The 26,432-nt window shown below is 43.1% G+C and carries 26 protein-coding genes and 1 tRNA gene; 13 read left to right on the top strand and 14 right to left on the bottom strand.

The genetic code is table 11. The features are described 5' to 3' along the window. Positions 1 to 23: 23 nt before the first annotated feature. Together BCU07_RS02355 and BCU07_RS02350 are read right to left on the bottom strand one after the other, a co-directional pair. The gene (locus BCU07_RS02355) at positions 24 to 716 is read right to left on the bottom strand and encodes an oligogalacturonate-specific porin KdgM family protein (RefSeq protein WP_102428623.1); all 693 of its coding nucleotides are present in this window, start codon (positions 714 to 716) and stop codon (positions 24 to 26) included. Positions 717 to 1,249: 533 nt separating this feature from the next. Beyond that, positions 1,250 to 3,901, bottom strand: coding sequence for a beta-N-acetylhexosaminidase (locus BCU07_RS02350; RefSeq protein WP_102428622.1), 2,652 nt, complete (start codon positions 3,899 to 3,901; stop codon positions 1,250 to 1,252). Between the two features lie 422 nt (positions 3,902 to 4,323). Here BCU07_RS02350 and BCU07_RS02345 point away from each other — a divergent pair, with 422 nt between their 5' ends. Then, entirely contained in the window at positions 4,324 to 5,184 is an 861-nt protein-coding gene (locus BCU07_RS02345; RefSeq protein ID WP_372102518.1) for a TraB/GumN family protein, read from the top strand. A gap of 131 nt (positions 5,185 to 5,315) precedes the next feature. After that, the gene (locus tag BCU07_RS02340) at positions 5,316 to 5,738 is read left to right on the top strand and encodes a hypothetical protein (RefSeq protein WP_102428682.1); all 423 of its coding nucleotides are present in this window, start codon (positions 5,316 to 5,318) and stop codon (positions 5,736 to 5,738) included. Between the two features lie 84 nt (positions 5,739 to 5,822). Here the strand turns inward: BCU07_RS02340 and BCU07_RS02335 are convergent, their stop codons facing one another. From BCU07_RS02335 to BCU07_RS02325, 3 genes are read right to left on the bottom strand one after another with little or no spacing between them, the layout of a single operon-like run. After that, a complete protein-coding gene (locus BCU07_RS02335) occupies positions 5,823 to 6,659 on the bottom strand; it encodes a CsgG/HfaB family protein (RefSeq protein WP_102428681.1) in 837 nt (278 codons plus the stop codon). A gap of 16 nt (positions 6,660 to 6,675) precedes the next feature. Next, the gene (locus BCU07_RS02330) at positions 6,676 to 7,086 is read right to left on the bottom strand and encodes a curli assembly protein CsgF (RefSeq protein ID WP_102333662.1); all 411 of its coding nucleotides are present in this window, start codon (positions 7,084 to 7,086) and stop codon (positions 6,676 to 6,678) included. A 10-nt stretch (positions 7,087 to 7,096) separates the two neighbouring features. Beyond that, positions 7,097 to 7,573: a curli production assembly/transport protein CsgE gene (locus BCU07_RS02325; RefSeq protein ID WP_017064155.1), complete on the bottom strand. Its 477-nt coding sequence runs from the start codon at positions 7,571 to 7,573 to the stop codon at positions 7,097 to 7,099. 313 nt (positions 7,574 to 7,886) lie between these two features. On the opposite strand from BCU07_RS02325, the gene BCU07_RS02320 reads away from it, so the two are divergent. The 3 genes from BCU07_RS02320 to BCU07_RS02310 all read left to right on the top strand — a co-directional run bounded on the left by BCU07_RS02320 (position 7,887) and on the right by BCU07_RS02310 (position 10,604). Then, entirely contained in the window at positions 7,887 to 8,498 is a 612-nt protein-coding gene (locus BCU07_RS02320; RefSeq protein WP_017064156.1) for a hypothetical protein, read from the top strand. An 85-nt stretch (positions 8,499 to 8,583) separates the two neighbouring features. Further along, positions 8,584 to 9,441, top strand: coding sequence for a curlin (locus BCU07_RS02315; protein WP_102428680.1), 858 nt, complete (start codon positions 8,584 to 8,586; stop codon positions 9,439 to 9,441). Between the two features lie 494 nt (positions 9,442 to 9,935). Next, positions 9,936 to 10,604: a LuxR C-terminal-related transcriptional regulator gene (locus BCU07_RS02310; protein ID WP_017064159.1), complete on the top strand. Its 669-nt coding sequence runs from the start codon at positions 9,936 to 9,938 to the stop codon at positions 10,602 to 10,604. A 102-nt stretch (positions 10,605 to 10,706) separates the two neighbouring features. Here the strand turns inward: BCU07_RS02310 and BCU07_RS02305 are convergent. After that, positions 10,707 to 10,783: transfer RNA gene (locus BCU07_RS02305), tRNA-Pro, on the bottom strand. A gap of 255 nt (positions 10,784 to 11,038) precedes the next feature. On the opposite strand from BCU07_RS02305, the gene BCU07_RS02300 reads away from it, so the two are divergent. From BCU07_RS02300 to rluF, 3 genes are all read left to right on the top strand, one after another. Continuing rightward, entirely contained in the window at positions 11,039 to 11,179 is a 141-nt protein-coding gene (locus tag BCU07_RS02300) for a DUF3149 domain-containing protein (RefSeq protein WP_017062321.1), read from the top strand. A 170-nt stretch (positions 11,180 to 11,349) separates the two neighbouring features. Beyond that, entirely contained in the window at positions 11,350 to 11,931 is a 582-nt protein-coding gene (gene smrA / locus BCU07_RS02295; protein WP_017062320.1) for a DNA endonuclease SmrA, read from the top strand. Positions 11,932 to 12,107: 176 nt separating this feature from the next. After that, entirely contained in the window at positions 12,108 to 13,241 is a 1,134-nt protein-coding gene (rluF, locus tag BCU07_RS02290; RefSeq protein WP_017064161.1) for a 23S rRNA pseudouridine(2604) synthase RluF, read from the top strand. A 103-nt stretch (positions 13,242 to 13,344) separates the two neighbouring features. On the opposite strand, the gene ybaK is transcribed toward rluF, so the two are convergent. The 8 genes from ybaK to hemA all read right to left on the bottom strand — a co-directional run bounded on the left by ybaK (position 13,345) and on the right by hemA (position 21,588). Further along, positions 13,345 to 13,818 carry a Cys-tRNA(Pro) deacylase gene (ybaK, locus tag BCU07_RS02285; protein ID WP_050651812.1) on the bottom strand — a complete coding sequence of 158 codons (474 nt, stop codon included), beginning with the start codon at positions 13,816 to 13,818 and terminating at the stop codon, positions 13,345 to 13,347. A gap of 118 nt (positions 13,819 to 13,936) precedes the next feature. Continuing rightward, on the bottom strand, positions 13,937 to 15,598 hold the full coding sequence (ushA, locus tag BCU07_RS02280; protein WP_102428679.1) for a bifunctional UDP-sugar hydrolase/5'-nucleotidase UshA: 1,662 nt from the start codon (positions 15,596 to 15,598) through the stop codon (positions 13,937 to 13,939). 455 nt (positions 15,599 to 16,053) lie between these two features. After that, positions 16,054 to 16,908 carry a 3-deoxy-8-phosphooctulonate synthase gene (gene kdsA, locus BCU07_RS02275; RefSeq protein ID WP_017069619.1) on the bottom strand — a complete coding sequence of 285 codons (855 nt, stop codon included), beginning with the start codon at positions 16,906 to 16,908 and terminating at the stop codon, positions 16,054 to 16,056. Positions 16,909 to 16,930: 22 nt separating this feature from the next. Beyond that, positions 16,931 to 17,740, bottom strand: a complete 810-nt coding sequence (locus BCU07_RS02270) for a SirB1 family protein (RefSeq protein ID WP_017064164.1) — start codon at positions 17,738 to 17,740, stop codon at positions 16,931 to 16,933. Positions 17,741 to 17,767: 27 nt separating this feature from the next. Then, positions 17,768 to 18,151 carry a SirB2 family protein gene (locus BCU07_RS02265; protein WP_009848726.1) on the bottom strand — a complete coding sequence of 128 codons (384 nt, stop codon included), beginning with the start codon at positions 18,149 to 18,151 and terminating at the stop codon, positions 17,768 to 17,770. A gap of 194 nt (positions 18,152 to 18,345) precedes the next feature. Further along, on the bottom strand, positions 18,346 to 19,206 hold the full coding sequence (gene prmC / locus BCU07_RS02260) for a peptide chain release factor N(5)-glutamine methyltransferase (protein WP_102428678.1): 861 nt from the start codon (positions 19,204 to 19,206) through the stop codon (positions 18,346 to 18,348). Positions 19,207 to 19,211: 5 nt separating this feature from the next. Next, the gene (gene prfA, locus BCU07_RS02255) at positions 19,212 to 20,300 is read right to left on the bottom strand and encodes a peptide chain release factor 1 (RefSeq protein WP_017062313.1); all 1,089 of its coding nucleotides are present in this window, start codon (positions 20,298 to 20,300) and stop codon (positions 19,212 to 19,214) included. 28 nt (positions 20,301 to 20,328) lie between these two features. Continuing rightward, positions 20,329 to 21,588 (bottom strand): glutamyl-tRNA reductase, encoded by a 1,260-nt coding sequence (gene hemA / locus BCU07_RS02250; protein ID WP_017062312.1) that lies wholly within the window; start codon positions 21,586 to 21,588, stop codon positions 20,329 to 20,331. 160 nt (positions 21,589 to 21,748) lie between these two features. Between hemA and lolB the strand changes: the two genes are divergently transcribed. The 5 genes from lolB (at position 21,749) to ychF (ending at position 26,156) form a co-directional block, all read left to right on the top strand. Then, the gene (gene lolB, locus BCU07_RS02245) at positions 21,749 to 22,396 is read left to right on the top strand and encodes a lipoprotein insertase outer membrane protein LolB (RefSeq protein ID WP_102428677.1); all 648 of its coding nucleotides are present in this window, start codon (positions 21,749 to 21,751) and stop codon (positions 22,394 to 22,396) included. Continuing rightward, entirely contained in the window at positions 22,393 to 23,268 is an 876-nt protein-coding gene (gene ispE, locus BCU07_RS02240; protein ID WP_198599059.1) for a 4-(cytidine 5'-diphospho)-2-C-methyl-D-erythritol kinase, read from the top strand. Before lolB ends, ispE begins: the two co-directional genes overlap by 4 nt. Positions 23,269 to 23,295: 27 nt before the next feature. Next, positions 23,296 to 24,240, top strand: a complete 945-nt coding sequence (locus BCU07_RS02235; RefSeq protein WP_004739814.1) for a ribose-phosphate pyrophosphokinase — start codon at positions 23,296 to 23,298, stop codon at positions 24,238 to 24,240. A 223-nt stretch (positions 24,241 to 24,463) separates the two neighbouring features. Further along, complete coding sequence (gene pth, locus BCU07_RS02230) at positions 24,464 to 25,054, top strand: aminoacyl-tRNA hydrolase (protein ID WP_004739815.1); 591 nt, start codon at positions 24,464 to 24,466, stop codon at positions 25,052 to 25,054. A gap of 10 nt (positions 25,055 to 25,064) precedes the next feature. Beyond that, entirely contained in the window at positions 25,065 to 26,156 is a 1,092-nt protein-coding gene (gene ychF / locus BCU07_RS02225; RefSeq protein ID WP_010439159.1) for a redox-regulated ATPase YchF, read from the top strand. The last annotated feature ends 276 nt before the right edge of the window (positions 26,157 to 26,432 follow it).

The following is a 26,432-nucleotide window of genomic DNA, read 5'->3' as shown; positions in this document are numbered from 1 at the left end:
ACTAAGCAACCAAGCGAATCAGCTTAGAAGCCGTAAGAAGCACCGAATACGAATGCGTTGTTCTGCTTAGAATCGCCGTTTGCGAAATCTACACCGTTAGCTTGGCTACGGAATTCAAAGTAAGGTTGAACACCTTGACGAGTCCATGTTGCACGTAACTCGTGGTCCATCGCTTCAGCATCAATCATGTATACGTTGTTGTAGCTAATCGCTAGGTCAGCATTCACTGTGTAAGCAATGCGGTTATCCATGCGGTAGTCTGTGTCAGCATTAGCTGAAGTATCATCGATGTGTGCACGAGTACGGTTACTAATAGAGATGCCGTTGTCGAAGTTGTAACCGATCTTAACTAGTGGACGGAACTGAATGCTTTCGCCTGCAGAGAATAGGTGTTGGTAACCCGCAGCAACCCATAGGTTGTCAGTGATGTTGAAAGATTGCTCACCACCTACAGTGATGCCTGGAGTAGTATTACCTGCACCGCCATTTTCAGATTCAAGTTTGCCCAGTTGGATACCATCAAACTCAGAATAAACCGTGAAGCCGCCTAGAGAGTTGTCAAACGTGTGACCAGCTTCTAGCGTAGAAGTCATGTCAGAACCGTGGATACGGCCATCGTCATGAATTTGGATGTTACCCGTTACGTAAGAAGAACCAGCAAAAGCACTAGAAGCGAAAGCAAGAGAAAGAGCACTTAGAGCGATAATTTTTTTCATAGTAAACTGCCTTAGTTTAATTTTTTCAGCGGCACATCTTCGGTACATCATTCACCTTCACCGCTTGAGTAGTTGGTAGCCTCCCTGGCATGAAATCTATGTTGCTCGAATTAATTCGCGCTTAAAAATAAAAGGGACAGCAGAGTGATCCCTCTCACTATCAAAAAAAGACAAGTTATTTAAAACTTTAAAATCAACAACTTAAAAACATAAAAATTGATAAAAAACTTAAGATGGAAAAATATACAGATCGGGATCACGTTATTTCACGAAGAAAAATTAGATCTAGATAGTTGAATCACATCTGATTTAGAGTTTTTTACAGGGGGCTTATTTTTTGAAGAGAATAATGAGAAGCGCGTCACTTTTGGGATTAAAGTCACCTTATGTGCATTGTTGATGATATGACCAAAGGCGATTTCTATATGTTTCAGTTTTGGATATGCACCTAATTCGCAGTAAACAAAAAGAGCTCCCGTTTTATCTTGAATAAGATAAAGGTCAGGAGCTCTTCTACTAATAGTGCTTATCGATTATTTAACTGAGGTCACTCGACTTACTTTCTCACCACTTTCTGAAATAGAGCGGATGTAAGTCTCACCAGAAACTGATGGACGTTGTTGCTCATCGTATGTTAGCCAGTTTTCGCCATCAGCAGAGTATTGCAGCTCTACACCTGGGAATTGAACGTTCATCGCTAGCTTACCGTCAACAACCTTCGCACCTGGAACTGGTAGTCGGTAATCAATACCCGCTTTTTCTAGCTTAGCTAGCTCACGTTGACCAAGAATATTCGCGAAGCGATTAAAGTCGCTGTTCAACGCTTGCTTATTCACTAAGTTAGTTTCTTGAGAGTATTCAACACCAACCTTGTAGTCGTTTTCCCAATCTGCTCGGTGCCATGCGCGCTCTGCTGCTGCCAATACGCGAGGGAACACCATGTATTCATATTGCTCGTCAGTACGTACTGTTTCAGACCAAAGTTGAGCTGACAGACCGTAGAAAGGTTTCGCTTCAACCTCACCTTTACCAGTAAAACCATTGCCATCACGGTCTAATGATGTTTCTGCGTTTTGTGGCATGTTTTCTGGTGCGAAGCCAAACATCTTACGAGTATCGGTTGCACGTGTTGCCCAGTAGTAACCACGCTCAGCTGCATCAACTTCGTATGGCATATCCATGTATACGTAGTCTGGGTTAGAGACAATCACGTCATACCCTTTTGCTGACCAATCGTATACTGATGAAGTTCCGCCCCAGTAAAGAACGTCCCAGAAGTTCACGCGTGTACTTTCGGTCGCAAATGCTTCCTCGCCTTCGCTGTATTTCAGACCATCTTGCCATGCTTGGAAGTGGGGAATACCCTTCTCAGCAACAATCTTAGAAACCTGTTCTGCGAAGTGGCTTGGTAGATGACCGAAATCGCTTACAGTACCATCAGCGATCAATGACTGACATTGTGGTGATTGTTGGAACGGCTTATCTTGCTTAGACAAATCGATGTTGCCTTTCCAAGCCACTTTATCTTCTGCATTAATATCTTGTAAGCCTGCGCCTAACTTGATGTTTTTCGCTTCATCGCCGCCGAAGTGCCAAGTCGTTAGCGGTACGCCCGCTTCTTGGTGCATTGCCGCCACTTCAGAGATTACTTTATCGACGAAGTGAGTTGATGACTCCATACATGGGTTAATGAAGCTTTGCTTATCGTAGAACTGAACCGTGGTTACATTCGATGTATCTTGCGGATCCATCAAGCGGTATTCGTTCGCTTCTGCTTCTTTGCCTTCCGCCATGAGACGAGTGTAACGCGCTTCCATTGATACCACAGCTGAACGAGCGTGTGCTGGCATATCAATTTCAGGGATAACTTCGATGCTGCGCGCTTTAGCGTAGCTTAGGATCTCGACGTAATCCGCTTTACTAAAGAAACCAGAGCCAAAGTTGTCTGTTGTTGGACCAGAACCTAGCTGAGGCAGTAAGCAGCTTTGTTCATCCAAATCAAAACAACGATTAGACCCTACATCCGTTAGCTCTGGTAAACCTGGAATTTCTAAACGCCAACCTTCATCATCCGTTAGGTGAAGGTGCAGTTTATTCATCTTGTATGCCGCCATTTGATCTAGCGTTGCTAGGATGGCATCTTTTGAGTGGAAGTTTCGAGCAACGTCCACCATCACACCACGATAATCAAAGCGCGGCGCATCTTTAATTGACAGTTGTGGTAATGATTCAGCGTTCTGACTATCTATTAGGCCAAAAATAGACTGAACTGCGTAGAAAGCACCCGTTTTATCAAACGCTTTAATTGCAATCCCCTCTTCCGAGATGCTTAGTTCATAAGCGCCAGATTTCGCTAAATCACCCGTAAACTGAGTAGGAACAACAGCGACACTCACAGGTAGGTCGCCACTCACATCTACGTTTACCACATCTGCACGTTCTTCAATTGCTGCGAATTGCTCAGCGTCGAATGCGTCTTTAGGTAGGGCAATACCACCAGCAATGCTAACTGAACCTTCACCGGCTTCTACCGACATTGGCGTTGGTAGTAAAGTAGTTGATACGTCTTGCGTTGCTAGATCAGCATTCTTTTCAAAACGCGTCACCGCTGTCGCCATTACGTTATTATCATCAGGCGTACGCTTAAGGTTATTACCCTCTAGACCAGTTACGAACGATGCAACATCTTCTGTATTCAATGATGCAATCATCTTAGGTTCTGCGTTTGGCGCCGTCACGAATGCACCTGGCATAAAGTCAGTTTCAAACAGTTGCCAGTATTCACTCGTTAACGGAAGAACCACTTCTTCACCAGCCGCAAAGCCGTCAAATTTTTCAGTAGGTTCTAGCTTGTGAAGGTCACCAGTAACGCGAGTGATCTTAAATTGCTCATTATCAACATCTAAAATAAGACGAATACTGTGGAAGTAGATGCTCCAATCTTTAGAGTCAATCGCTTCACCTTCATTGGTTAGCGTCATGTTCACTTTATTACATGACGCCCATTCAGCACCTAGGTCCTGACAAGCCAAGCCTTCATTCGCACCATGATTAGTTAGAATTTCGTACTGAACATCAAGATTATCAGCCAGTGCATTCACTACTTTTTGTTCTGGTGCTTGCGTTACTGCACAACCTGTTAGGCCAGCCAATATCGCTACAGATAGTAAGTTTCTCTTCAACATCGTATTCACCCATAAATTAAAAATTGAGTAAGAAGCAAAATGGAGCGCTTCGAAAGTTAGATAAACTATATGGGCTTATTTTTTACCGTGAATTAAATCGAGCTAATAAAGTGATCGGCTTCAAATCTCAAAAATATTGATAAATTTAATTTAAATAAAATCATCAAGTTACAAGCAACGGCACTTCCGTCATTTTAATTTTGACGTAAAATTTGAGAAATGAATCACAATCTTTTTTACCGATTTCATAAAATCGTGTCATTGGTAGTCAGAAAGGATTTAGAGTTTCAGCGTATTATTATACTTTTCGTACAAACAACGTGACATTGTTCTCAAAAAAAACCGTTAAAAAACACCGTCAAAATCGATTTTAACGAGTTTAATACTTCCTTAAGGAGCTCCCTTTGCGTCCACTCTGGTACATGGTTTTATTCGTTCTCGCTTTTTCAGCTAGGCAAGCGGTCGCCGAGCCCCTTTATTGGCAAGCACAAAAGGATGATCTGACACTCACTATCTTAGGTTCAGTGCACGTTGGAGACGAGAGTATGTACCCCCTTCCTTCGGCGATCACCGACGCGCTAAAAAACAGTGATGGCTTAATTATCGAAACGGATATCAGGAAATCCGAAGGTGTCGTATACCCGGCTACAACCGTCACCACTGCCGATGTGCTCAGCACAGAACAAAAGCAGTTACTAACAAGCATTTCAAAATCTTTGGGTATGCCGACTCAGCAACTATTGAGCTCTCCACCTTGGGCGACATCTCTATCGATACAAATGCAGCAATTAAAGAATCTTGGCTATGGCTCGGCGGGCGGTGTAGACGCAACATTAGCCTATAAGGCAACCATCCAAGACGTTCCGGTGATCAGCTTAGAGCCACTGCAATTTCAAATAGACCTGATGACAAAACAAAAGGACGACGGTAAGGAATGGTTAGTCAGTAGCCTAGAAGAATTTGACCAAACTGATCGCGTGGTTCATTGCCTGATTGAAAGCTGGAAAGCGGGTGATTTAGCGAAGCTGGAAGCCTTCTCAGAACTGTCAGAGATGTCGCCTGAACTTGAGAAAGCATTCTTAACCGATCGCAACATAGACTGGGCAAACAAACTATCCTCCAATGATTGGAAGCTTAAGACTAAAGGGAACTACATGATAGTAGTTGGTACCTTGCACCTAATTGGAGAAGGTAACCTTATACAGTTATTAGAAAAGAAAGGCTTCAGTGTCATTCAGCAATCACAAAGCCAATCAGCCCAATGTCAATTTGAGACTAGCTAAAAAAGCTAACGATGCTCAACCTCATTTTGTTTTCGTTATAAAAGTATTTCCTTAATAACAGAATCTTTACATTTAATGGCACCATTGCAGTGCTATTATCTTTCGCTCTTTTTACCTATGGCGTTGTTCTAATGAAACCAGTACTTTTTGCTTTCCCTTTAGCCCTCACGATGCTGATGCCCTCAATAGCCTCAGCCAAAGAAACTTGTACGGTAGAACAATTTCAAGCTATCGACATTCAGCCAGATACAAAGGGGGGCGTGATAGATAAAGAAAGTGGGCAATTTCTCATTACAGAGAAACCACCGATGCGCTGCGCCAATATTACGTTCACAACATCTACAACACGAAACCGTATCGCAAGCCAAATGAACAACAATTTTGAAGCAAACTTTTACGACAACCAAACGGGAAGTTCTCACTCGGTGACGTTTGATGAAGATGAAATAAAGGCAGGTTACATTCGAATAGGCCCGAATAAGCCAGCGGAAGCGTATGTTTGTTTTGTTACCTCGGAAACACCGATAAAAGATATTACGTGCGATGTGAATTGATCATTGAGTTGCTTGAAGAAAAAAACAGGGCTAAGGGAAAGGTCCGTTTTCCGCATAGCCCTATTTTGCTGCTTACTCGGTTGCTTACAATATGTCGGCGCTCTCTTCGGAATAACGAGCAATAATTGGATTTTGTAGTGCATTAGGATCGCCCGGCGACCACATTCCACGCTTCATGCCTTTTACAATAAGATGTATTACCGCAGCATCAATCGCTGACATCACAGCGATATTAACGGGTTCATTTTGGCTGTAGCCCATTTCAACTTCTAATAGTTCTTTGTAGTCAACAAACCTGAATGCGCCGAATCCTATCTCATGTGATGAAATGGTTTTTGTCGTAGTCACACTCAACAGAACTTGCCCTGTTCTTACATCAACGGCTCTTAAGTTAACTGTCACTTGATCGGTTCTATACTGCCCTGAGCCACCAATGCCAAGATACTTCGCACCAGCCCCACCTGTAACAATATTAGAGTCATAAGCAACAATACCGCCTTCAATAACGATATTCGCAGAGCTCAACGATGTTAAGTCGGCTCCGTGATTGTTCACTACCTTGTCTTTTTTCTGAGCAGCACGAATGATCTTACGTTCCGTCAACAAGTTCTGGAGCCCTTCACGCTCTAGAGGAACAAACCACTGGGAATCTATCAATGCCGTGGTCAGTAAAGACGTTCCACCCTGTGGTACCGCTGTCGAAAAGTTACTGTTTGGCTGAGGTTTATACTGTCCCGTTTGATCTCTAAAATCATAAACCGAAACAAGTATTTTACCGCGAGGCTGAGGTAATGAGATCAGGTCCGTATAAGTCGATCCTCTCGGCATCAACTTTGGCGTTTCAGAAGTCTCTGGAATTTGCATAGAGTAAGTGCACCCTCCCAACACAAAGGTCAAGAAGACGATAATGATCGATTTCATAACACAATCCTTGTGATTAGAGGTCGGGGTTTAATCCAGAGACACTGATTTCTGTCGATTCCCCAGTCTCTTTATCGACGATTTGAACCAACAAAGTCCCGGAATCATCCACAATATTCAGGAAAAAATCATCAGTTTCCAACTGCCCCGTGTTTCCATTACCCACGTCAGCAAGCAATTGGCTAATTAAACGGGACTCTAAACTAGACGCTAAACGATCTAAGGCTGATTCTTGCTCATCAAAGATATCCCTTGCACTTGGGTCTTCATAATCATTGATAGCATTAGCGTGATTAAAAAGGTGAGAACTGTTTAAAGCGTTTCCGCCAAAACTTGGATTTACGGGCGTATAAACTAATTCGCTTGAGTAAACCGAAGGCGAAACTATCAGCGCAATGAGCGCGGCCTTTCTGAAAAATATCGACATCCTTGGCTCCTTAAAATTCATCATGGTCTAGATCGTAAGTGTCCTGAAAGATCCGTTCCGCTTGCCATCGGATGATGTAATTCCCAACCACTCGTGTTGCATCGGCAGCGCGTTCTTTCGCTTGTCTACGACCAGGGGACAACGCCGTACGGAAGATCGGTTTTCTAGAGTGTTGAACCTCTATGATGCTTCCTGATAACGCCGTTGGCCTTTCTTTTACCGTCAAATTTTCCTTAAGGTCGGGATAACTATCATTGAGCGATTGCGAGAAGAAAAAATAGAAATCCTCTCCCAACCGCGTAATGGTTCTGTCCACAATGATTCCATCGACTTCACTGAAGTCATTGAATTTTTCCTTAAGATTATTTGTCGAGTCCTCAAGTTTTTGTCCATTTTCTAAAGGAGCAGCATTTTCAAGACCATGACTCTTTTCTTCTGCATGAAGAGCAAAGGAAAGCAGAGTTATTGTAAGCAGCTTGATTTTCATATGTGCTCCCATTCAAAGTCTATTTACAAAATGAGAATGTGATTCGTTGAAACTGAATAAAGCGTAATTCATGCTTACAGTGGCATATATAAACTTTCGAATTAATTACTGAAGGGAATTGATTAACTAAGGTTGGTAGGATTCGGTCAAATACTAATTAAATTTCATATGAACAACTAAATATTTTCAACTTTAAGTTTATAGCTGTTCGTAAATTCAAGGCCTAGGATTTCGATAAGACAAAGGTTCACTCATTCCCTACGCAGTTTATTTTCGTAGGGATCATAATCACGAACACTTTAAGGTAAAGATGATGGTAATTGGGAAAGCATCACTTATCAGCTTAACTTGTTTATATTTTTTATCAGGAGGTTTTAATAATGCTATCGCGTCAGATATAGAAGGGGATTTTTTACATAATGTTAATCAAGATATAGTCAATGATTATAATTATTTAGAAAGCTTCTCTTCTGGAGATTTAGATAATTATTCAGAATTAAATATATCTAATGCTACTGATTCAATAGCAATAATAAAGCAACGCAGTCCTGGTATTACCGCGAACAACAGAGCGAAGATAACGCAAAGCGGAAGTTCTAACTCCGCATACATTGGTCAAACAGGGCGCAATAATACCGCCTTAATAGACCAGAATGGTTCAAATAACGATGCCGCAATTGGGCAACTCGGAGTAAATTCTGAAGCGCTTATTTCCCAAGACGGGAATAACAATTTAGCAGTTATCGGACAAGCTAACTTCTCAAGACAGAGTAGTCAGCTGAGCATTGACCAAAAAGGCAATGGCAATACTGCTTATTTGGTTGGTTCTGGAAGAAGTAATTTAGGAATTTCTCAAGACGGCAACGACTTTGCTTTAGTGAAAGCGTCTAGCTCAATGAGAATTCACATCAATCAAGCCAATTAGCGCGCAGTATGGAAAGCTTGATTCACCGTTGCTTCTCGATGAAGTAACAACATAGTCGACATGGAAATGTATAAGGATACAACTTATGAAAGTTACACAAATTGGAATTATAGTCGGTGCTATTCTGGGCTTTAATGCAGCATACGCAGATAATTTACCTGCTCCTTTTCCAGCCTCTGAGCCAGCGTTGGGGACAATAGAAGGAACAACCGATCTTGGCATATCATCGACAGTAGCCGGTATTCAACCTTTAGCGATGGATAATACTGCCGTTTGGCAAATGGGTAGTGGCGATAATGCCAATGTCACCATTAACCAGAACACGTCTGGTGTTACTGATGGGCATGTTGCACTAGTTGACACACATGCTAGCTATAACTCTGACGTAGTGGTTCAACAAGATGGCAATCTCAATGAAGCTCACGTTAAGTTACGCTATGTAAACAACAACGCCTGGGTTGATCAAGATGGTGTTAGTAACCAAGCCCAAATTACAGTTCAACCTTATGGTCGAAGCAATGATTTACGAGTTACACAAGTGGGTAACGAGAACATCTCTGTCGTCAATGCTCTAGGTGGTGCTGACTACAATGAAGCTGATGTGAATGTCTCTGGTAACTCCAATACAACCTATACCGAGTTTAGTAACGCGAGTGTTGATAATAATGATGTAGACATCGATATCAGCGGCGATAATAACTATGTTCAAACGATAGTCAACACCGATGTTGGTGGTGGCGACGATAACTATGTCGATATCGATCTCGTGAGCAGTAGCGATAACCGAGTATTCACGTTACAAACAGGATCTCATTCAGATGCCATTGTTAGCTTAACAAACAGCAGTTCAAACCAATTTATGATTGAACAAACCTCTTATGATACTGCTCTCGTTTCAGGTAATGGCGCAAGTGGTAATGTCGGTATAATTTATCAGAATTAATATGATAAAGAGTGCATATATTAAAACGGCGTTGATCGCCGTTTTATTTATTTCTTTCCATTTTAATGGATTTTCTTCTGATTTAAATTCAGTACAGTGCCTGATAAAAAATAAAAGTCTTATTCTGACCATAAATAACAGTGTGGCATCTTCATTAACGTTGAGTACGAACACCAACTCTAATTTCAACCAGAATACGAATAGTGGTATTACAACGTTGATTATTAATATAAATCAGTTTCCTGCCACTATAAAACTTCACCCAAACAAGGGGATCTGGAAAATTCATAAAGACTGTACAATCAATAAAATAAAACCATAAATCTCGGTAATTCCCTCTTTCTACTTAAGTATTATTTTACCTTCGACAATACTATTAAATTAATTTCATAAATTTGATGAATAATTAGCTTTAAAAGTTAGCAAAATAACAATACGTGCTTTAAACTAAAACACCTAAAGTTCAAGTAATGAGTTAAGAAAAGGAGTTCCACATGGCTAAACTGGAGGCTCATAACGCCATTTTACTTGCGGAGAACAATTTACAATCGATACTACTAAAAGAGTCTATAGAACAGAAAGTTAACCTGAACATAAAACTCATATCACCGGAAAGGCTCAGTGCTAAATCCCTAAAAAACGATGACTTAGTTCTGATTATTATTGATTTCCCGACAATGAGTAAGCAATACATAGAGAAATACCAGGAGCTCAGAGATGACGTAGCAAGTGATGTCCATGAAGTGCTACTCAATACACCAGGCGATTTCCCGCACTCTGAAATGCTTAAATGGCAGTATCTTGTCGGCATTTTTTATACGTCGGACACGCTTGAAAAGCTCGTGGCCGGCTTTAACTGCATTTTGCAAGGCGAGATGTGGATGAGTAGAAAGCTCATTTACCAGTACATTAGCTTCTACAGAGAGAGGCAGTGCGCGAAAACCAGTCCTTATTACCTCAAGCTGACCAAACGCGAGCAGCAGATCATTAAGTTACTCGGTGATGGAGCATCTAACACTCAGATAGCAGATACCCTCTATGTCAGTGAGAATACGGTCAAAGCACACCTTCACAACACGTTTAAAAAAATCAAGGTGAAGAATCGCTTACAAGCTTTGATCTGGGTTAAGAACAACGTTGCGACAAATGAGTTTGTCCAATAGACCTAACTCTCTGCCCTCAACCATAAACAGTCAATGCAGTTAGAATGTAGAAATCCCAAATACAAAAAAGCCGTAGCATTTCTGCTACGGCTTTTTCTAATGTGGTCGGTGAAGAGGGATTCGAACCCCCGACCCTCTGGTCCCAAACCAGATGCGCTACCAAGCTGCGCTATTCACCGAGATATCTAACTGGCTCATTGCCTGTCGATGGAGCGTATAATACGGGTTCTGAATTTATCCGCAAGGGCTTTTTCTCATATTTATTGCGATTTTGAATCGTTCGAACAAAAGACATACAACAACGAGCATGATGTGACGAAAAACACACAGTTACCAACAAGTATTTAACTTATGAAACAGGATTGATCCAGATCAGTGAATTGATAATGCTTGTTAATACACTAAGCCATGTCATATAACTTTGAGGTATACACATGGACTTTTGGCTAGATCTCCTATTTGGTAATGCGGTGGGACTATCTTCAATGATAGTAATCTTCGGGGCTCTGGGTCTCATGATGTTTTATGGAGGCTTCTTCATATACAAAGTTATGACTGAAAAATCTCCTCACTAGAATCGCTCTGCCTAAATCATTTACTTTTAAGTATTCTTTTACTTTATAAGTAAATGTCAAAACGCTTTGCACCGGAGCAGACTTATTGTCTTCTCCGGTTTTTTCATTTTTAAACCTAACCTCAACTTAGGTATACTTACCCTATCCTTCTCCAACTTGAGATACACACTATGTCTCATGATGATGACTTAGATCTATTCCAAGAAATGATGGGCGATGTTAAACGTATCGACCATGACACCGCTGAACACCAGAAAGTACACCGAGTCACCGAATCTCACCTTGCTAAGCGTGAAGCCGCTATGTGGCTGTCTGACGACGAGAAAGACTACTTATCATTAGACTATTCGCCAATGATCAAGCCAGACGATGTTGTTGCTTATAAAAAAGACGGTGTACAAGAAGGCGTATACAAAAAGCTGCGCCTAGGAAAATACCCTATTCAAGCCAAGCTCGACCTTCATAGGAAAACACTGAAAGACGCACGTAACGAAGTGCTTTCATTTTTGCGTCAGTGTTTAAGAATGGATGTTCGTACCGTCATCATTGTTCATGGTAAGGGTGAGCGTTCGAATCCACCTGCAATGATGAAAAGCTACGTGGCAAATTGGCTAACACAAATCAACGACGTTCAATGTGTTCATTCTGCTCAGCAATTTCATGGTGGTACGGGCGCAGTCTACGTAATGCTCAGAAAGAGTAATGAGAAAAAGCTAGAGAACAGAGAGCGCCATCAAAAACGCACCAGTTAATAGGTTGAGATAGATAAATGGACTAGTAACGATTTTGCATCAAGATCGATATTTCGTGCCTAGACTCACACCAAGTGCTAAAATTACCTCAGTTAACGAATTTCAACTCAAAGCAACTATCCAAAGGTTGCTTTTTGTTTATCTACATTTCCGTTGTGAAACGCTAAGAGAATATCATGTCACAAGAATCCCAAGCTAAACGCCTTAATAAATACATCAGTGAAACTGGTTTTTGCTCACGCCGCGAAGCCGATAAACTGATTGATGCAGGCCGAGTTACTATTAACGGTAAGATCCCTGAAATGGGTACTAAAGTCTTGCCAGGTGATGATGTTGAGATCGACAATAAGCCTGTTCGCTCAAAAGAGAAGCCGATTTACATTGCTCTCAATAAACCAACAGGTATCACCTGTACGACTGAGCGTGATATTCCTGGCAACATCGTCGACTTTATTGGCCACCACAAGCGCATTTTCCCGATTGGTCGTCTAGATAAGCCTTCTGATGGCCTTATCTTCCTAACCAATGACGGCGACATCGTAAACAAGATCCTACGTGCAGGTAACAACCACGAGAAAGAATACGTGGTGCGTGTAGATAAGCCGATTACGACGGAATTCTTGAAGCAAATGGGCGCTGGCGTTCACATTCTCGATACAGTCACTTTGCCATGTAAAGTAGAGAAAGAGACTAAGTTCTCATTCCGAATTACGCTAACACAAGGCCTTAACCGCCAAATTCGCCGTATGTGTGAAGCGCTCGGTTATGAAGTATTTAAACTGCGTCGTGTTCGTATTATGAATATCTCACTAGACGGTATTCCTAACGGCAAATGGCGCTACCTGAGCGACGAAGAGATCACTGAAATTTTAGCGATGTGTGAAGGCTCAGTAAGTACGGAAGATGCGTCAAAAATGAACGCGAAAGGTCAACGCATTCGCAAAGCGACTGACGCGAAACTTTTTGATAGCCGTGAAGAGAACCAAGCTTCAACAGCGCGCCGTAATCAAAACGAGAACCGTACACGCACCTACCGCGGTAACAATGCGGATGAATTCCGTCATGCACCTAATTCAAAGCGTGGCCGCAATTCATCGAATGGTGAAAGCGGTGGTAATACCGAGAACTGGAAATCGAACTCTCGTTCAGAGCGTTCTAATTCAGATAGAAATCGTTCGGATCGCAATCGCACAGATCGCGATAATACCGATCGTAGAAGCGGTAAGCCGGCAAACCGCAGCCAAGATTCAAACAGACCGAACAAACCTGCACCAAAGCGTGTTGGTGGTACTTTAGGTCTGAAGAAGTAGTCTGAATCAGTAAGACGAGACACTCGATATAAAAACGCCCGCTAGATTAGTCTAGCGGGCGTTTTTGTTTGTCATTCGATAGTTTTATCATCATGACAACAATCTATAAACATAGATCAGCAAACTGGCCGCGAGTCAGCAGTGTTAAGTCTTTTGGGTCTAATTCAATCTCTAGCCCACGCTTACCTGCACTCACACATATCGTTTCAAAACCTGTCGCACTGGAATGAACGAAGGTAGGTAGTGCTTTCTTCTGACCAAGCGGACTAATTCCCCCCACGACATAACCCGTGGTTTTCTGAGCAATATCTGGATCAGCCATCTCTGCTTTTTTGCCTTTCGCCGCTTTTGCTGCCAGCTTTAGGTTTAGCTTCTGGTCGACAGGAATAACGGCGACTGCCAAATCTTTCGCCACACCATTCAAGCAGAACAACAGCGTTTTGAATACACGTTTGGGATCTTGACCAAGCGCTTCAACGGCTTCTAAACCATAGTTCGTATTATTGGCATCATGATGGTACTGATGCACGCTATGAGCGATTTTCTTTTTCTTGGCGAGATTGATTGCTGGGGTCATAACAAATCCAAACGATAGATAAACAAAAAGCGACGCCGAGGCGTCGCTTTAGTTAAATTTATCATGGTGCTAGAGTCAATCTAATTTAGCACCTATTGATACAATTGCTTGGATTCAATTACTTGTAAACCATTTGGCCTGAAGGCGCGTACTTGTTCACGTCAACCGGGCTGTTTGCTTCTAGGTACTCTTTCAGTACTTCAGCATCAACAAAACCAGTATTTACGTAACCTGGGTGATCAGACAGTTTAGGGTAACCGTCACCACCAGCAGCGTTAAAGCTTGGTACTGTGAAACGGTAAGTTTCGTCTAGACGAAGCTGTTTGCCACCGATGAATACATTCGATACTTCACCGTTCGCTACTGTCATAGAGATACCAGCAAACTGAGCGTAAGCACCAGAATCGATTGGTTTAGTCGCTACTACATTTAGGTAATCCAGAACTTCTTTACCCGTCATGTCTGTGTAAGTCAGGATGTTTGCAAAAGGCTGTACCTTCAGTACATCTTTGTAAGTAACATTACCGGCTTCAATTGAGTCACGAACGCCACCAGAGTTCATCACAGCGAAGTCTGCTTTTGCACGCTCCATGTGAGAAGTCGCAATCAAACGACCTAGGTTGGTCTGTTGGAAACGAACGACGTTACGATCGCCTTCAAGCTTGCCATTTGTCTCAGCGATTTGAACTTCTAGCTGTGCTTGACCTTGCTCTTGGAAAGGACGTAGGAATTCAAGTAGCTCTGGGTCTTGTGCGATTTCATCTTGAATAAGAACACGTTGCTTCTTACCTTCGATCTTAACTTTCTTCTTAAGGTTAACTGGAATCAGGTCGTAGCTCACCATCTCTAGCTCGCCATTACGGAATTCGTAATCAGCACGACCTACGTACTTGCCCCACTCGTGAGCTTGAACGATGTAAGTACCGTTCTGTACGTCAGGCTTACACTCATCACCCGGCTTGAAGTTTTTCTTCGCAACGTTAGGGCCTTCCATACATACAGGCTCTTGAGAGTGACCACCAACGATCATGTCTAGATCGCCTTCGTTTAGGTAACGAGCAAGTGCGACATCACCCGGAGCATTAACACCACGTTGGCCATTTTCGTAGTGACCCATATGAGTCACAGCAAAGATTAGATCCGGTTTTTCTGTTTCTTTAAGTTCAGCGATTAGCTTCTTCGCTTCTTCTTTAGGATCACGGAAGTCGATGCCTGCGATAAATTCAGGGTTACCAATCTTTTGGGTATCTTCAGTTGTTAAACCAATAACCGCAATCTTGATGCCTTGCTTTTCGAACATCTCGTAAGCTTGGAACTTACGTTCACCTGTCGCTTTATCGTAGATGTTTGCAGATAGCATTGGGAAGTTAGCCCAGTCGATCTGCTTTTGTAATACGTCTAAAGAGTTATCAAACTCGTGGTTACCCAATGCCATGGCATCGTAACCAATTTTGTTCATACCTTTAAAATCAGGTTCTGCGTCCTGAAGGTCTGACTCTGGAACACCCGTGTTGATGTCACCGCCAGATAGAAGCAACACGCTACCGCCTTCTGCTTCAACTTCTGAACGAAGTTGGTCAACTAGCGTTTTACGTGCAGACATGCCGTATTCGCCATATTTATTCTGCCAGAAACGACCATGGTTATCGTTTGTGTGAAGAATCGTTAGCTTGTAAGTTTCGTCTTGGTTCCAATCATGAGCTGATTGAGACGCACACCCAGCTAGAGTAGCTAGAATTGCAGCACTTAGTGCTGTCTTTAGAATAAGGCGTTGCTTCATTGTCATACCTTTGAACTTTTTAGGGAATCCACTGCTTTTTATAATCTATTGCGACCCCTTTCCTGGAGTTCGAACAATAAGACTTCAACATGACTAATCTTAAATTAACATTCTAGATGTAACACGACGATTTCATATTTATGTCGAATTGGTCACGCATAGGTCAACAGTTAAGTGTAACAAAATTATGAGATTACACTCAAACTTCCCCTGCATCACAAGCAATCGTTTACTTACAAAGTGTGATGAATATCTGCAATTTACTGCAAACAGGACTGACCTCACACTCATATAAGAGTTTCTTAGGTAATAACCCGCCACGTTAACAACTCTTTAAATGAACGGTTTATGTTCGGCTGATTTTACGAGATAAAAAAAAAGCCCAATTCAGAGAACTGGGCTTTCTTAGATCAACTTTGTTAAATAACGTTTCCGTTACTTCACATCCATCTCAATTATTTAATATCAATATGCTCAAAGCCTTTGATAAGGTCATCAAGTGCTTTCATCTGCTTCAAGAACGGCTCTAGTTTGTCTAGAGGTAGCGCAGATGGGCCATCACAACGAGCTTGGTCTGGGTTTGGGTGAGCTTCAATGAACAGACCCGCAATACCCGTAGCAAGACCCGCTTTAGCAAGTTCAACCGTTTGCTCACGACGACCGCCAGATGCAGCACCTGATGGGTCACGCATTTGTAGAGAGTGCGTCACGTCGAAGATGATTGGGCTACCGTTTGAAGACTTCTTCATTACGCCAAAGCCAAGCATATCCACAACAAGGTTATCGTAACCCATGCAAGCGCCACGCTCACAAAGGATGATGTTGTCATTACCGCACTCAGCGAACTTATCAACGATGTTGCCAACTTGATTCGGGCTCATGAACTGAGGCTTCTTCACGTTGATTACTGCGCCAGTCTTAGCCATTGCTTCAACAAGATCAGTTTGACGAGCTAGGAATGCAGGTAGTTGGATTACATCAACCACATCCGCAACAGGCTGAGCTTGAGCTTCTGTGTGGATATCAGTAATGATCTTCACGCCGAAAGTATCTTTCAGCTCTTGGAAGATTTTGAGACCTTCTTCCATTCCTGGACCACGGTATGAATGAACTGAGCTGCGGTTCGCTTTATCAAAAGACGCCTTAAATACGTAAGGGATGCCCAGCTTCTCGGTTACTTTTACATAGTGCTCACAGATCTGCATAGCAAGATCGCGAGATTCAAGAACGTTCATGCCTGCAAATAGCGTAAATGGCTTGTCGTTAGCAATTGGCATATCGCCAATATGAACTGTTTTCTGTTCCATCATATTCTCTCTAAATAATTATTAATTAGTGAACAACCACTGTCTTTTCGTTCATGACGTTCACTTGAGATTTCAGTAACTCAGATGCCGGGTCATCTGGGCATTGGTCGATAAAGTATTGATAATCGGTTGCGGCTACTTGGTGACAGTCTAGCTGCTGATAGATAAAACCGCGGTCACGGATTTCATATGGGTCATCAGGTACAAACGTCAAAGCAAGGTCAGTACACTTCAATGCAAGTGTATAACGCTCTTCTCGCAGCAGTGCACTCTTGAGCAGGGCTAACCACTTACCAATAATTGTTGGGTGGTCGGCGACTTCTAAGTGCTCAGGTTTCACCTTAGCTAATGGGCCATCATGGCCAATTAACCATGCTCGCAGCGTTTGTTCGCCAACATACTCACCGTTATAAGGGTTAATATAGGCTGCAGCTTGCCCGTACCAACTTACTTTAAGTAAGAATTGAGTCGGGAAAGAGACGCCCTCTACAGGAAAGCCTAGCTTGCGACCTAGAAAAAGAAAGATCGCCCCCAGACTCACTGGAATGCCTTTCTTTCTCTCAAGCACTTTATCGATGAACGCGTTTTCCGAAGAGAAATACGCATCTTTATCGCCAGCAAAACCCCATTCATAAAAGAATAGTCGAATAAAAGATTCAAACTTCTGCTGTTCATCGGTTTCATTAACCAAAGCAAACTCGGCGTCTTTTAACAATCTCGCCAGCTCTTGCTCTGCCCAACTGTCTTGAGTTTCTGGGTTAATCGCTTTATTTAAGATCAATGCACCTTCAGCTAATTCTAGCTGGTCAAAGTCTTCATCAAAAAATTCGTACATAGATAGTTAACCGAAATAAGGAGATAATTAACCGAAAAATGTTGGTGTCTTGGTCATTGCGATTTTGCCTGCCATCGCTAACCAGCCAAGCGCACCAAAGAAAGAGAATACTCTCAGTAGCTTGTTTTTACCTAGCTTAAGCGCAAAGAAACCTAATGCGATGTAAGCCATAACACAAGTTAGTTTTTCGGTTAACCATGGTGCTGCTGGTGTAAATGGAATAAAGCCAGTGATGAAAATCAAACCAATACCCGATAGCAATAGCAACGAGTCATTGATATGAGGGAAACGCTGCAAGAAAGGATGCTTAAGCTTAGGTGAGTTAGCCATCATAAGAGCGAAACGAATCGAGAGAAGTAGCGCACTTATAGCAATCGTTAATAGGTGAAAATGTTTTAGACCTTCGTACATGGTATTCCTTTATATTTTTATATGTGCTTTCGTTAACACGAGCCTCACAATACCCGTTAATGCTCTGTAGTTCTGCGTAAAATCTCTGTATTTCTGCGTTAAATGCATTATCGGGTTAAATGTATTGTCGAGTTAAAGGTATCAATTTAGCAAGTTCATCATCCATTGCTCACAAGACGATTAACAATCACTAACTATGAACAGTAACGACCCAATGTCACTCGGTCATTACCACCGTAATCTTTCTCTGTGACAACATCGAGATAACCGAGCGCCTGCATAATCTCACGAACTGCCAAACCTTGGTCATAGCCGTGTTCAAATGCTAACCAACCTTCATTTTCCAAAAAGTCGCGTGCGTTTTCAGAAATGTATCGAATATCTGCAAGCCCTTTCTCTTCAGCAACCAGTGCTGTGATCGGCTCAAAACGCACATCGCCTTGAGATAAATGAGGATCATTCTTCTCAATGTATGGCGGGTTAGAAACAATCAGAGAGAACTTCACAGTTTCTTCAGAGCTCAAAGGCTCAAACCAACTGCCGTGCAAAAAAGTCGCATTGGTGATATTGAGACGTTGTGCATTCTCTGTAGCAAGCTGCTGTGCTTCAGGGCGAAGATCAATACCCGTTACCTGTCGATTCGGCATCTCAGACGCCAATGCTAACGCGATAGCACCTGTACCAGTCCCTAAATCGAGAATCGCGCCTTGCTTGCCAAAGGTTTTATCCAACGCTACTTCAACCAAACGCTCGGTATCTGGGCGTGGGATTAATGTAGAAGGGGAAACTTTTAACGGCAGTGACCAAAACTCACGCTCACCGATAATGTAAGCCACAGGCTCACCGGTTAAGCGACGTTTTAGAAGGGCATTGAATTCAGACTCTTGCTCAGAGGTGAGATGCTTCTCAGGCCAAGTCAGTAGGTAAGATCTTGGTTTATCTAAGGCGTGACAAAGCAGTACCGCGGCATCAATAGAGGGTGATGTGTTATCACCCTCTTGAAGCTTTACGATTGCTGCTTTTAAAGCACTTTCAACCGTATATGCTGACTGCATACTGGTTAGTTGTTCTCTGCAAGTGCAGCAAGCTGATCGGCTTGGTGCTCTTGAAGTACAGGATCAAGCAAGCTTTGCATGTCACCTTCAAGTACTTCGTTAAGACGGTAAATTGTAAGGTTGATACGGTGATCCGAAACACGGCCTTGTGGGTAGTTGTACGTACGAATACGGTCACTACGGTCACCCGAACCTAGTAGGTTACGACGTGTATCAGAAACCGCTGCCGCGCGGCGCTCTTCTTCTGCTTGAACAATACGAGCAGCAAGAACAGCCATCGCTTTCGCTTTGTTTTTATGCTGAGAACGCTCGTCCTGACACTCTACTACTGTACCCGTTGGTAAGTGAGTAATACGGATTGCTGAATCCGTGGTGTTAACGTGCTGACCACCCGCGCCTGATGCACGGAAAGTATCAATTTTAAGGTCGCCCGCTTTGATTTCTGGAAGATCCGCTTCTGGGATCTCAGGCATAACCGCAACCGTACATGCTGACGTGTGAACACGGCCTTGAGATTCGGTTTCAGGTACACGTTGTACACGGTGACCGCCTGACTCAAACTTCATGGTGCCGTAAACAGCGTCGCCACTAACCTTAGCGATCATCTCTTTGTAGCCGCCTTGCTCAGAAGCATTGCTGCTCATGATTTCAACACGCCAACCTTTCTTCTCAGCAAACTTAGAGTACATACGGAACAGGTTGCCCGCGAAGATACCTGCTTCATCACCACCCGCACCTGCGCGGATTTCTAGGAAACAGTTACGCTCATCGTTTGGATCTTTTGGAATAAGAAGAATCTGTAGCTCATCAGTCAGACGTTCAATTGCTGCTTTCGCATCTTTGATTTCATCTTGAGCCATTTCACGCATTTCTGCGTCGTCTTCGTTTGCCATCTCTTCAGCAGCTTCTAGATCTTCTTTCGCTTGCTGGTATGACTGGAAGCAAGCTGTCACTTCTTCAAGTTGAGAGTATTCTTTCGAAAGTGCACGGAATTTGTCTTGATTCCCGATTACATCTGGATCACCAAGTAGATGTTGAACTTCTTCATAGCGTTCAACAAGTGTTTCAAGCTTTACTAGAATCGAGGCTTTCATAATGTCTTATCTTGTTGGAGGTCTAATATTATTGAGGGTTTTCTAAGCCCAAACTCTGTCTAATGACCATTAATTTTGCAGGTTCTCCTTGCTCAGCTGCACTTTGAAGTGCGCGCGTTGGAGCATGGATCAATTTGTTTGTGAGCTTATTGCTGAGCTCGAGTAAAACTTTTTCAGGGTCACCGCCAGCGGCAAGCGATTGTAAACTTTTACTTAATAATTCTTCGCGGATTTCGTTAGCCGATTTACGGTAATCTCGAATACTGTCTACCGCTTGTAAAGAGCGCATCCAACTCATGAACGCGGCACTTTCTTCACTGACGATCGCTTCAGCTTGAATCGCTTCAACTTTACGTTGTTCGATATTGCCATCAACAATCGACTGCAAATCATCAACCGAATAAAGGTAGGCATCATTTAGATCACCAACCTGCGATTCCACATCACGTGGAACGGCAATATCAACCAATAACATCGGCTGATGCTTTCTTGTTTTTAGAGCAGTCTCAACCATACCCTTACCGATAATAGGCAATGGACTTGCGGTTGAGCTAATTACGATGTCCGCTCGATGAAGATGATCAGGGATCTCATTCAAGCTGATCACTTCAGCACCAAATTCTTCTGCTAGCCCTAGAGCACGTTCTCGAGTTCGGTTCGCCACAATCATTTTTGTACAGCCATTCGCCGAAAGGTGCTTAGCCACCAGCTCAATGGTTTCACCCGCACCAACCAGTAACACGGTTGAATCTGCGATGGATTCAAAAATATGCTTGGCTAAGGTACAGGCTGCGTAAGCTACAGAAACCGCGCTTCCGCCGATTTCAGTTTCAGTTCGAACACGCTTCGCAACAGAAAATGATTTCTGGAATAGTTTTTCCATTGAAGCATCAACGGATTTGTTCTCTCGCGAGTCCGTATACGCTTGCTTCACCTGACCTAAGATCTGCGGTTCACCCAAGACTAAAGAGTCCAAACCACAAGCAACGCGCATTAAGTGTTTAATCGCCGCCTGCTCTTCATGGATATAAAGGCTTGGCTTTAGCTCTTCTGGGCTAACTTGATGGAAAACCGACAACCAATCGATGAGTTTGTTTTTAGCCACGCCTTTAACGTCGCAATACACTTCAGTTCGATTACAGGTAGAAAGTATGACACTTCCATTCACGTGTGCATTTGCGTTAAGTTGCTTGAGTGCCTCAGATAATTTATCTGGACCAAAAGCGACTTTTTCTCGCAATTCAACCGACGCTGTATTGTGATTGATACCTACGGCAAGCAAAGACATGTATCAGAAGTTCTCGATCAGGGAATGGAAACAAGGGGCGAATTTTACTTGATGCATGGCTCTATTTAAAGAGCAAGCGGGATTTGTTTTCCTGAGTTCGTGAATTCAATGCTATAGTTGAAGCGTTTTTTAGATAAATTTGAACAAGTTGTGAGCAAATATGAGCAAACTTCGTAGAATCACGTCTCTTATTTTTATGACCATAATTATGGTGGGTTGCTCGTCTATACCTGAACAACCGACCAGTGTTGAGTGGCAAAGTCACCAAAACCGACTTCTACAGATAGAAAACTACCAAGCCTCGGGCAAGCTCGCCTACATTTCTCCAGAGCAGCGCCAAAGCCTAAACTTCATTTGGAAGCATTCACCAAATCACAGTCAATTAAGGCTCACGACATTCCTCGGTCAAACCGCATTGAACCTGACTATAGATCCGTCGGGGGCCAAAGTGGTGACCTATGACGACCAAGTATTTACTCACGCAAGTGCCTCTGTATTGGTTGAGCAACTGACAGGTTTGCAGATACCTATTGATCACCTGCCTCAATGGTTCCTTGGCATTCCAGACCAAGCTGACAGCTACCAGTTAAATACAACTAACACGCTTGAGTCTCTAACCAAACAAGTCAGCAGCCAGCTATGGACACTGAACTTCGCTAATTATCGAAATACTGAGATGCAGAGTAAACACCTCTCAGATGAAGACAACACTAAGGTAGAGATAATCCCCCTCCCTACTCGATTGTCATTCAAGCAAGACGATAACAAAATCAACATTGTAGTTTCGAAGTGGACACTGAAAAAATGATAACAACGCCAACCCATTGGCCTTCTCCGGCTAAACTGAATTTATTTCTCTATATCACTGGTCGACGTGACAATGGCTATCACGAACTTCAAACTTTATTTCAGTTTGTCGATTTTGGTGATGAACTGACGGTTACCGCAAACTCAGAAACTAGCTCGATAACAATCACACCGGAAATACCAGGCGTTGCAACAGAAGACAACCTGATCTGGAAAGCCGCTACTGCGCTACAGCAATATACCTCAACCTGTTTCGGTGCCGATATTGAACTCAAGAAAGTACTGCCTATGGGTGGCGGTATTGGCGGAGGCTCTTCAAATGCAGCAACCGTGTTGGTCGCTCTGAATTATTTATGGCAACTCAACCTGTCAGACGATCAACTCGCCAAGATCGGTTTAAAGCTTGGTGCTGACGTTCCTGTCTTCGTTCGAGGCCACGCCGCCTTTGCTGAAGGGGTTGGAGAACAATTGTCACCAGCTAATCCGGATGAAAAATGGTATCTAGTCGCCAAACCTCAAGTGAGCATAGCAACTGCAGACATATTCAAACATTCAGAATTAACTCGAAATACGCCAAAGCGAGCGCTAGCAACGCTTCTAGAGCAAGAATACGTAAACGATTGCGAAAAAATTGTGCGAATGCTGTACCCAGAGGTTGATAAGCAACTTTCATGGCTGCTACAATACGCGCCGTCGAGATTGACTGGTACAGGTTCGTGCGTTTTTGCTGAATTTAACAGCAAAAAAGAAGCCGAATTGGTGCGAGAACAACTGCCTGACACAGTTTCCGCTTTCGTAGCGAAAGGAAGAAACATTTCTCCTTTAAAAGAAACTCTGGCTGAATACCAATCAGCCCACCCACAATCTATTTAAAACTGGACGCAACCCGAGGTTTCCACCGTGCCTGATATGAAGCTATTTGCTGGTAACGCAACACCTGAACTAGCCCAACGTATTGCTGATCGTCTATACATCTCTCTTGGCGATGCTACTGTAGACCGTTTTTCTGATGGCGAAGTCGCTGTTCAAATCAATGAAAACGTTCGTGGTAGCGATGTATTCCTGATTCAATCAACTTGTGCACCAACCAATGACAACCTTATGGAATTGGTGGTAATGATTGACGCAATGCGCCGTGCTTCTGCTGGCCGTATTACTGCTGTAATCCCTTACTTCGGTTATGCCCGTCAAGATCGTCGTGTACGTTCTGCTCGTGTGCCAATTACTGCAAAAGTTGTTGCAGACTTCCTTTCTAACGTTGGCGTTGACCGCGTTCTTACTATCGACCTACACGCAGAGCAAATCCAAGGCTTCTTCGATGTACCTGTTGATAACATCTTCGGCACTCCAGTTCTTCTAGAAGACATGGCTAACCGTGGCCTAGAAAACCCAGTAGTGGTTTCTCCAGACCTTGGTGGTGTTGTACGTGCTCGTGCAACGGCTAAAGCGCTAGGTGATGTTGACATCGCTATCGTTGATAAGCGTCGTCCACGTGCTAACGTTTCTGAAGTAATGAACCTAATCGGTGATGTTGAAGGTCGTGACTGTGTTATCGTTGATGACATGATCGATACGGGTGGCACACTATGTAAAGCAGCTGAAGCGCTTAAAGAGCGCGGTGCTAAGCGTGTATTCGCTTACGCAACTCACGCTGTTTTCTCTGGTACTGCTGCGAACAACATCAAGAACTCTGTTCTAGACCAAGTTATCGTAACGGATTCTATCTCTCTATCTCCAGAGATGGCTGCGACGGGTAAAGTGACAACACTTAGCCTTTCTCGCATGCTTGCTGAAGCGATTCGTCGTATCAGCAACGAAGAATCAATCTCAGCGATGTTCAACTAATCAAAGCCCAATAGCTTTTTTTACAAAAGCTTGGTTTTAGAAACACGCGAGAGAAAGATATTAAGCACTTCAGTCAATGAAGTGCTTTTTTTATGTCTGAGTAATATTGCACTGCTAGTTATCACAAACAGGAATAATCGCGCAGCTATCAGCTAGCTCGCACCTTTTTCATAAACTGTGATATCATACGGCGCTTTTTGAAATCCCAAGAGAGATCCATACCTTGAGCCAACAAATAAAACTTCTCGTTGGACTGGCTAATCCAGGTCCAGAATACGCCAAAACTCGCCACAACGCGGGCGCTTGGGTAGTTGAAGAATTAGCGCGTGTACATAACGTGACACTAAAGAACGAACCAAAGTTCTTTGGCCTAACGGGTCGTATCATGGTTCACGGTGAAGATCTTCGTTTGCTGATCCCAACGACTTTTATGAACTTGTCAGGCAAAGCAGTTGCAGCCTTAGCAAAGTTCTACCAAATTAAACCAGAAGAGATCATGGTCGCTCACGATGAGTTAGATCTGCCTCCTGGTATTGGAAAGTTTAAAAAAGGTGGTGGTCATGGCGGACATAATGGTCTGAAAGACATCATCAGCAAGCAGGGTAACAATAAAGAATTCTATCGTCTTAGATTAGGCATCGGCCATCCAGGACACAAAGATAAAGTTGCAGGTTATGTATTAGGCAAAGCTCCTCAAAAAGAGCAAGAGTGTATCGAGGCCGTCGTTGACGAATCGGTTCGCAGCCTAGACATCTTATTAAAAGATGGCCTACCAAAAGCACAAAATCGCTTACATACGTTCAAAGCAGAATAAGGTTTATATCATGGGTTTTAAATGTGGCATCGTTGGTCTACCAAACGTTGGTAAGTCAACTCTGTTTAACGCACTGACTAAAGCAGGCATCGAAGCAGCAAACTTTCCATTTTGTACGATCGAACCAAACACAGGTATCGTTCCGGTTCCAGATCTACGCTTAGATGCATTAGCAAAAATTGTTAATCCACAGAAGATCCTTCCAACGACAATGGAATTCGTAGATATCGCGGGCCTAGTTGCTGGCGCATCTAAAGGTGAAGGTCTTGGTAACAAATTCCTAGCTAACATCCGTGAAACTGACGCTATCGGTCACGTTGTACGCTGCTTTGAAAATGAAAACATTGTTCACGTTGCTGGCAAAGTATCTCCAATTGAAGATATCGAAGTGATCAACCTAGAACTTGCACTGGCTGACTTAGACAGCTGTGAGCGTGCAATTCAACGTAACGCGAAGAAAGCGAAAGGCGGCGACAAAGACGCTAAATTCGAAATCACTGTACTAGAAAAGCTACTTCCAGTTCTAACTGAAGGTGGTATGGCACGTACTGTTGAACTTGGCAAAGAAGAAGCGGCAGCAATCGGCTACCTAAACTTCCTAACGCTTAAGCCAACAATGTACATCGCAAACGTTGCAGAAGATGGTTTTGAAAATAACCCATACCTAGACGCTGTTCGTGAATACGCAGAAAACGAAAACAACGTTGTTGTTGCTGTTTGTGCAGCAATCGAATCAGAGCTTTCTGAGCTTGATGACGAAGATCGCGAAGAGTTCCTTGCGGATATGGGTATCGAAGAACCAGGTCTTAACCGAGTGATCCGCTCTGGTTACGAACTACTGACTCTTCAGACTTACTTCACAGCTGGTGTTAAAGAAGTTCGTGCTTGGACAATCCCTGTAGGTGCAACTGCGCCACAAGCAGCGGGTAAGATCCATACAGACTTCGAGAAAGGTTTCATCCGTGCTGAAGTTGTTGGATTCGATCACTTCATCGAATTTAACGGTGAGAGCGGTGCGAAAGACGCAGGTAAATGGCGCCTTGAAGGTAAAGAATACATCGTTAAAGATGGTGACGTTGTTCACTTCCGCTTCAATGTATAATTCTGATTAAACATCTAGAAAAAAGGCCAGTGAATTCACTGGCCTTTTTGTTTTTCCCCTTTCTAAATTGTCCCTCACCAGAAAGTTAACTTCCTATATATATCGCCTTTTAGACCTGTTTTTTGTCGACAAATACGCCTCTTTGCCTAAAAAGAAACCGAACAGATGTTTATTCGCGATTTATTCAAAAAAAAAGTTGACGGGTTTCACTCAACTCCGCATAATGCGCCCCGTTCACAGCGAAGCGGCAACGTTTCGAAATGAGCAACAATATGG

It is taken from the genome of Vibrio sp. 10N.261.54.E10 (assembly GCF_002877735.2).
GTDB lineage: Bacteria > Pseudomonadota > Gammaproteobacteria > Enterobacterales > Vibrionaceae > Vibrio > Vibrio crassostreae_C.
This window is presented reverse-complemented; position numbering and strand designations above follow the sequence as displayed.

Coding starts and splice junctions, on each gene's coding strand:
- BCU07_RS02355 (WP_102428623.1), bottom strand. CDS start 716: ATGAAAAAAATTATCGCTCTAAGTGCTCTTTCTCTTGCTTTCGCTTCT.
- BCU07_RS02350 (WP_102428622.1), bottom strand. CDS start 3,901: ATGTTGAAGAGAAACTTACTATCTGTAGCGATATTGGCTGGCCTAACA.
- BCU07_RS02345 (WP_372102518.1), top strand. CDS start 4,324: ATGGTTTTATTCGTTCTCGCTTTTTCAGCTAGGCAAGCGGTCGCCGAG.
- BCU07_RS02340 (WP_102428682.1), top strand. CDS start 5,316: ATGAAACCAGTACTTTTTGCTTTCCCTTTAGCCCTCACGATGCTGATG.
- BCU07_RS02335 (WP_102428681.1), bottom strand. CDS start 6,659: ATGAAATCGATCATTATCGTCTTCTTGACCTTTGTGTTGGGAGGGTGC.
- BCU07_RS02330 (WP_102333662.1), bottom strand. CDS start 7,086: ATGTCGATATTTTTCAGAAAGGCCGCGCTCATTGCGCTGATAGTTTCG.
- BCU07_RS02325 (WP_017064155.1), bottom strand. CDS start 7,573: ATGAAAATCAAGCTGCTTACAATAACTCTGCTTTCCTTTGCTCTTCAT.
- BCU07_RS02320 (WP_017064156.1), top strand. CDS start 7,887: ATGGTAATTGGGAAAGCATCACTTATCAGCTTAACTTGTTTATATTTT.
- BCU07_RS02315 (WP_102428680.1), top strand. CDS start 8,584: ATGAAAGTTACACAAATTGGAATTATAGTCGGTGCTATTCTGGGCTTT.
- BCU07_RS02310 (WP_017064159.1), top strand. CDS start 9,936: ATGGCTAAACTGGAGGCTCATAACGCCATTTTACTTGCGGAGAACAAT.
- BCU07_RS02300 (WP_017062321.1), top strand. CDS start 11,039: ATGGACTTTTGGCTAGATCTCCTATTTGGTAATGCGGTGGGACTATCT.
- smrA (WP_017062320.1), top strand. CDS start 11,350: ATGTCTCATGATGATGACTTAGATCTATTCCAAGAAATGATGGGCGAT.
- rluF (WP_017064161.1), top strand. CDS start 12,108: ATGTCACAAGAATCCCAAGCTAAACGCCTTAATAAATACATCAGTGAA.
- ybaK (WP_050651812.1), bottom strand. CDS start 13,818: ATGACCCCAGCAATCAATCTCGCCAAGAAAAAGAAAATCGCTCATAGC.
- ushA (WP_102428679.1), bottom strand. CDS start 15,598: ATGAAGCAACGCCTTATTCTAAAGACAGCACTAAGTGCTGCAATTCTA.
- kdsA (WP_017069619.1), bottom strand. CDS start 16,908: ATGATGGAACAGAAAACAGTTCATATTGGCGATATGCCAATTGCTAAC.
- BCU07_RS02270 (WP_017064164.1), bottom strand. CDS start 17,740: ATGTACGAATTTTTTGATGAAGACTTTGACCAGCTAGAATTAGCTGAA.
- BCU07_RS02265 (WP_009848726.1), bottom strand. CDS start 18,151: ATGTACGAAGGTCTAAAACATTTTCACCTATTAACGATTGCTATAAGT.
- prmC (WP_102428678.1), bottom strand. CDS start 19,206: ATGCAGTCAGCATATACGGTTGAAAGTGCTTTAAAAGCAGCAATCGTA.
- prfA (WP_017062313.1), bottom strand. CDS start 20,300: ATGAAAGCCTCGATTCTAGTAAAGCTTGAAACACTTGTTGAACGCTAT.
- hemA (WP_017062312.1), bottom strand. CDS start 21,588: ATGTCTTTGCTTGCCGTAGGTATCAATCACAATACAGCGTCGGTTGAA.
- lolB (WP_102428677.1), top strand. CDS start 21,749: ATGAGCAAACTTCGTAGAATCACGTCTCTTATTTTTATGACCATAATT.
- ispE (WP_198599059.1), top strand. CDS start 22,393: ATGATAACAACGCCAACCCATTGGCCTTCTCCGGCTAAACTGAATTTA.
- ychF (WP_010439159.1), top strand. CDS start 25,065: ATGGGTTTTAAATGTGGCATCGTTGGTCTACCAAACGTTGGTAAGTCA.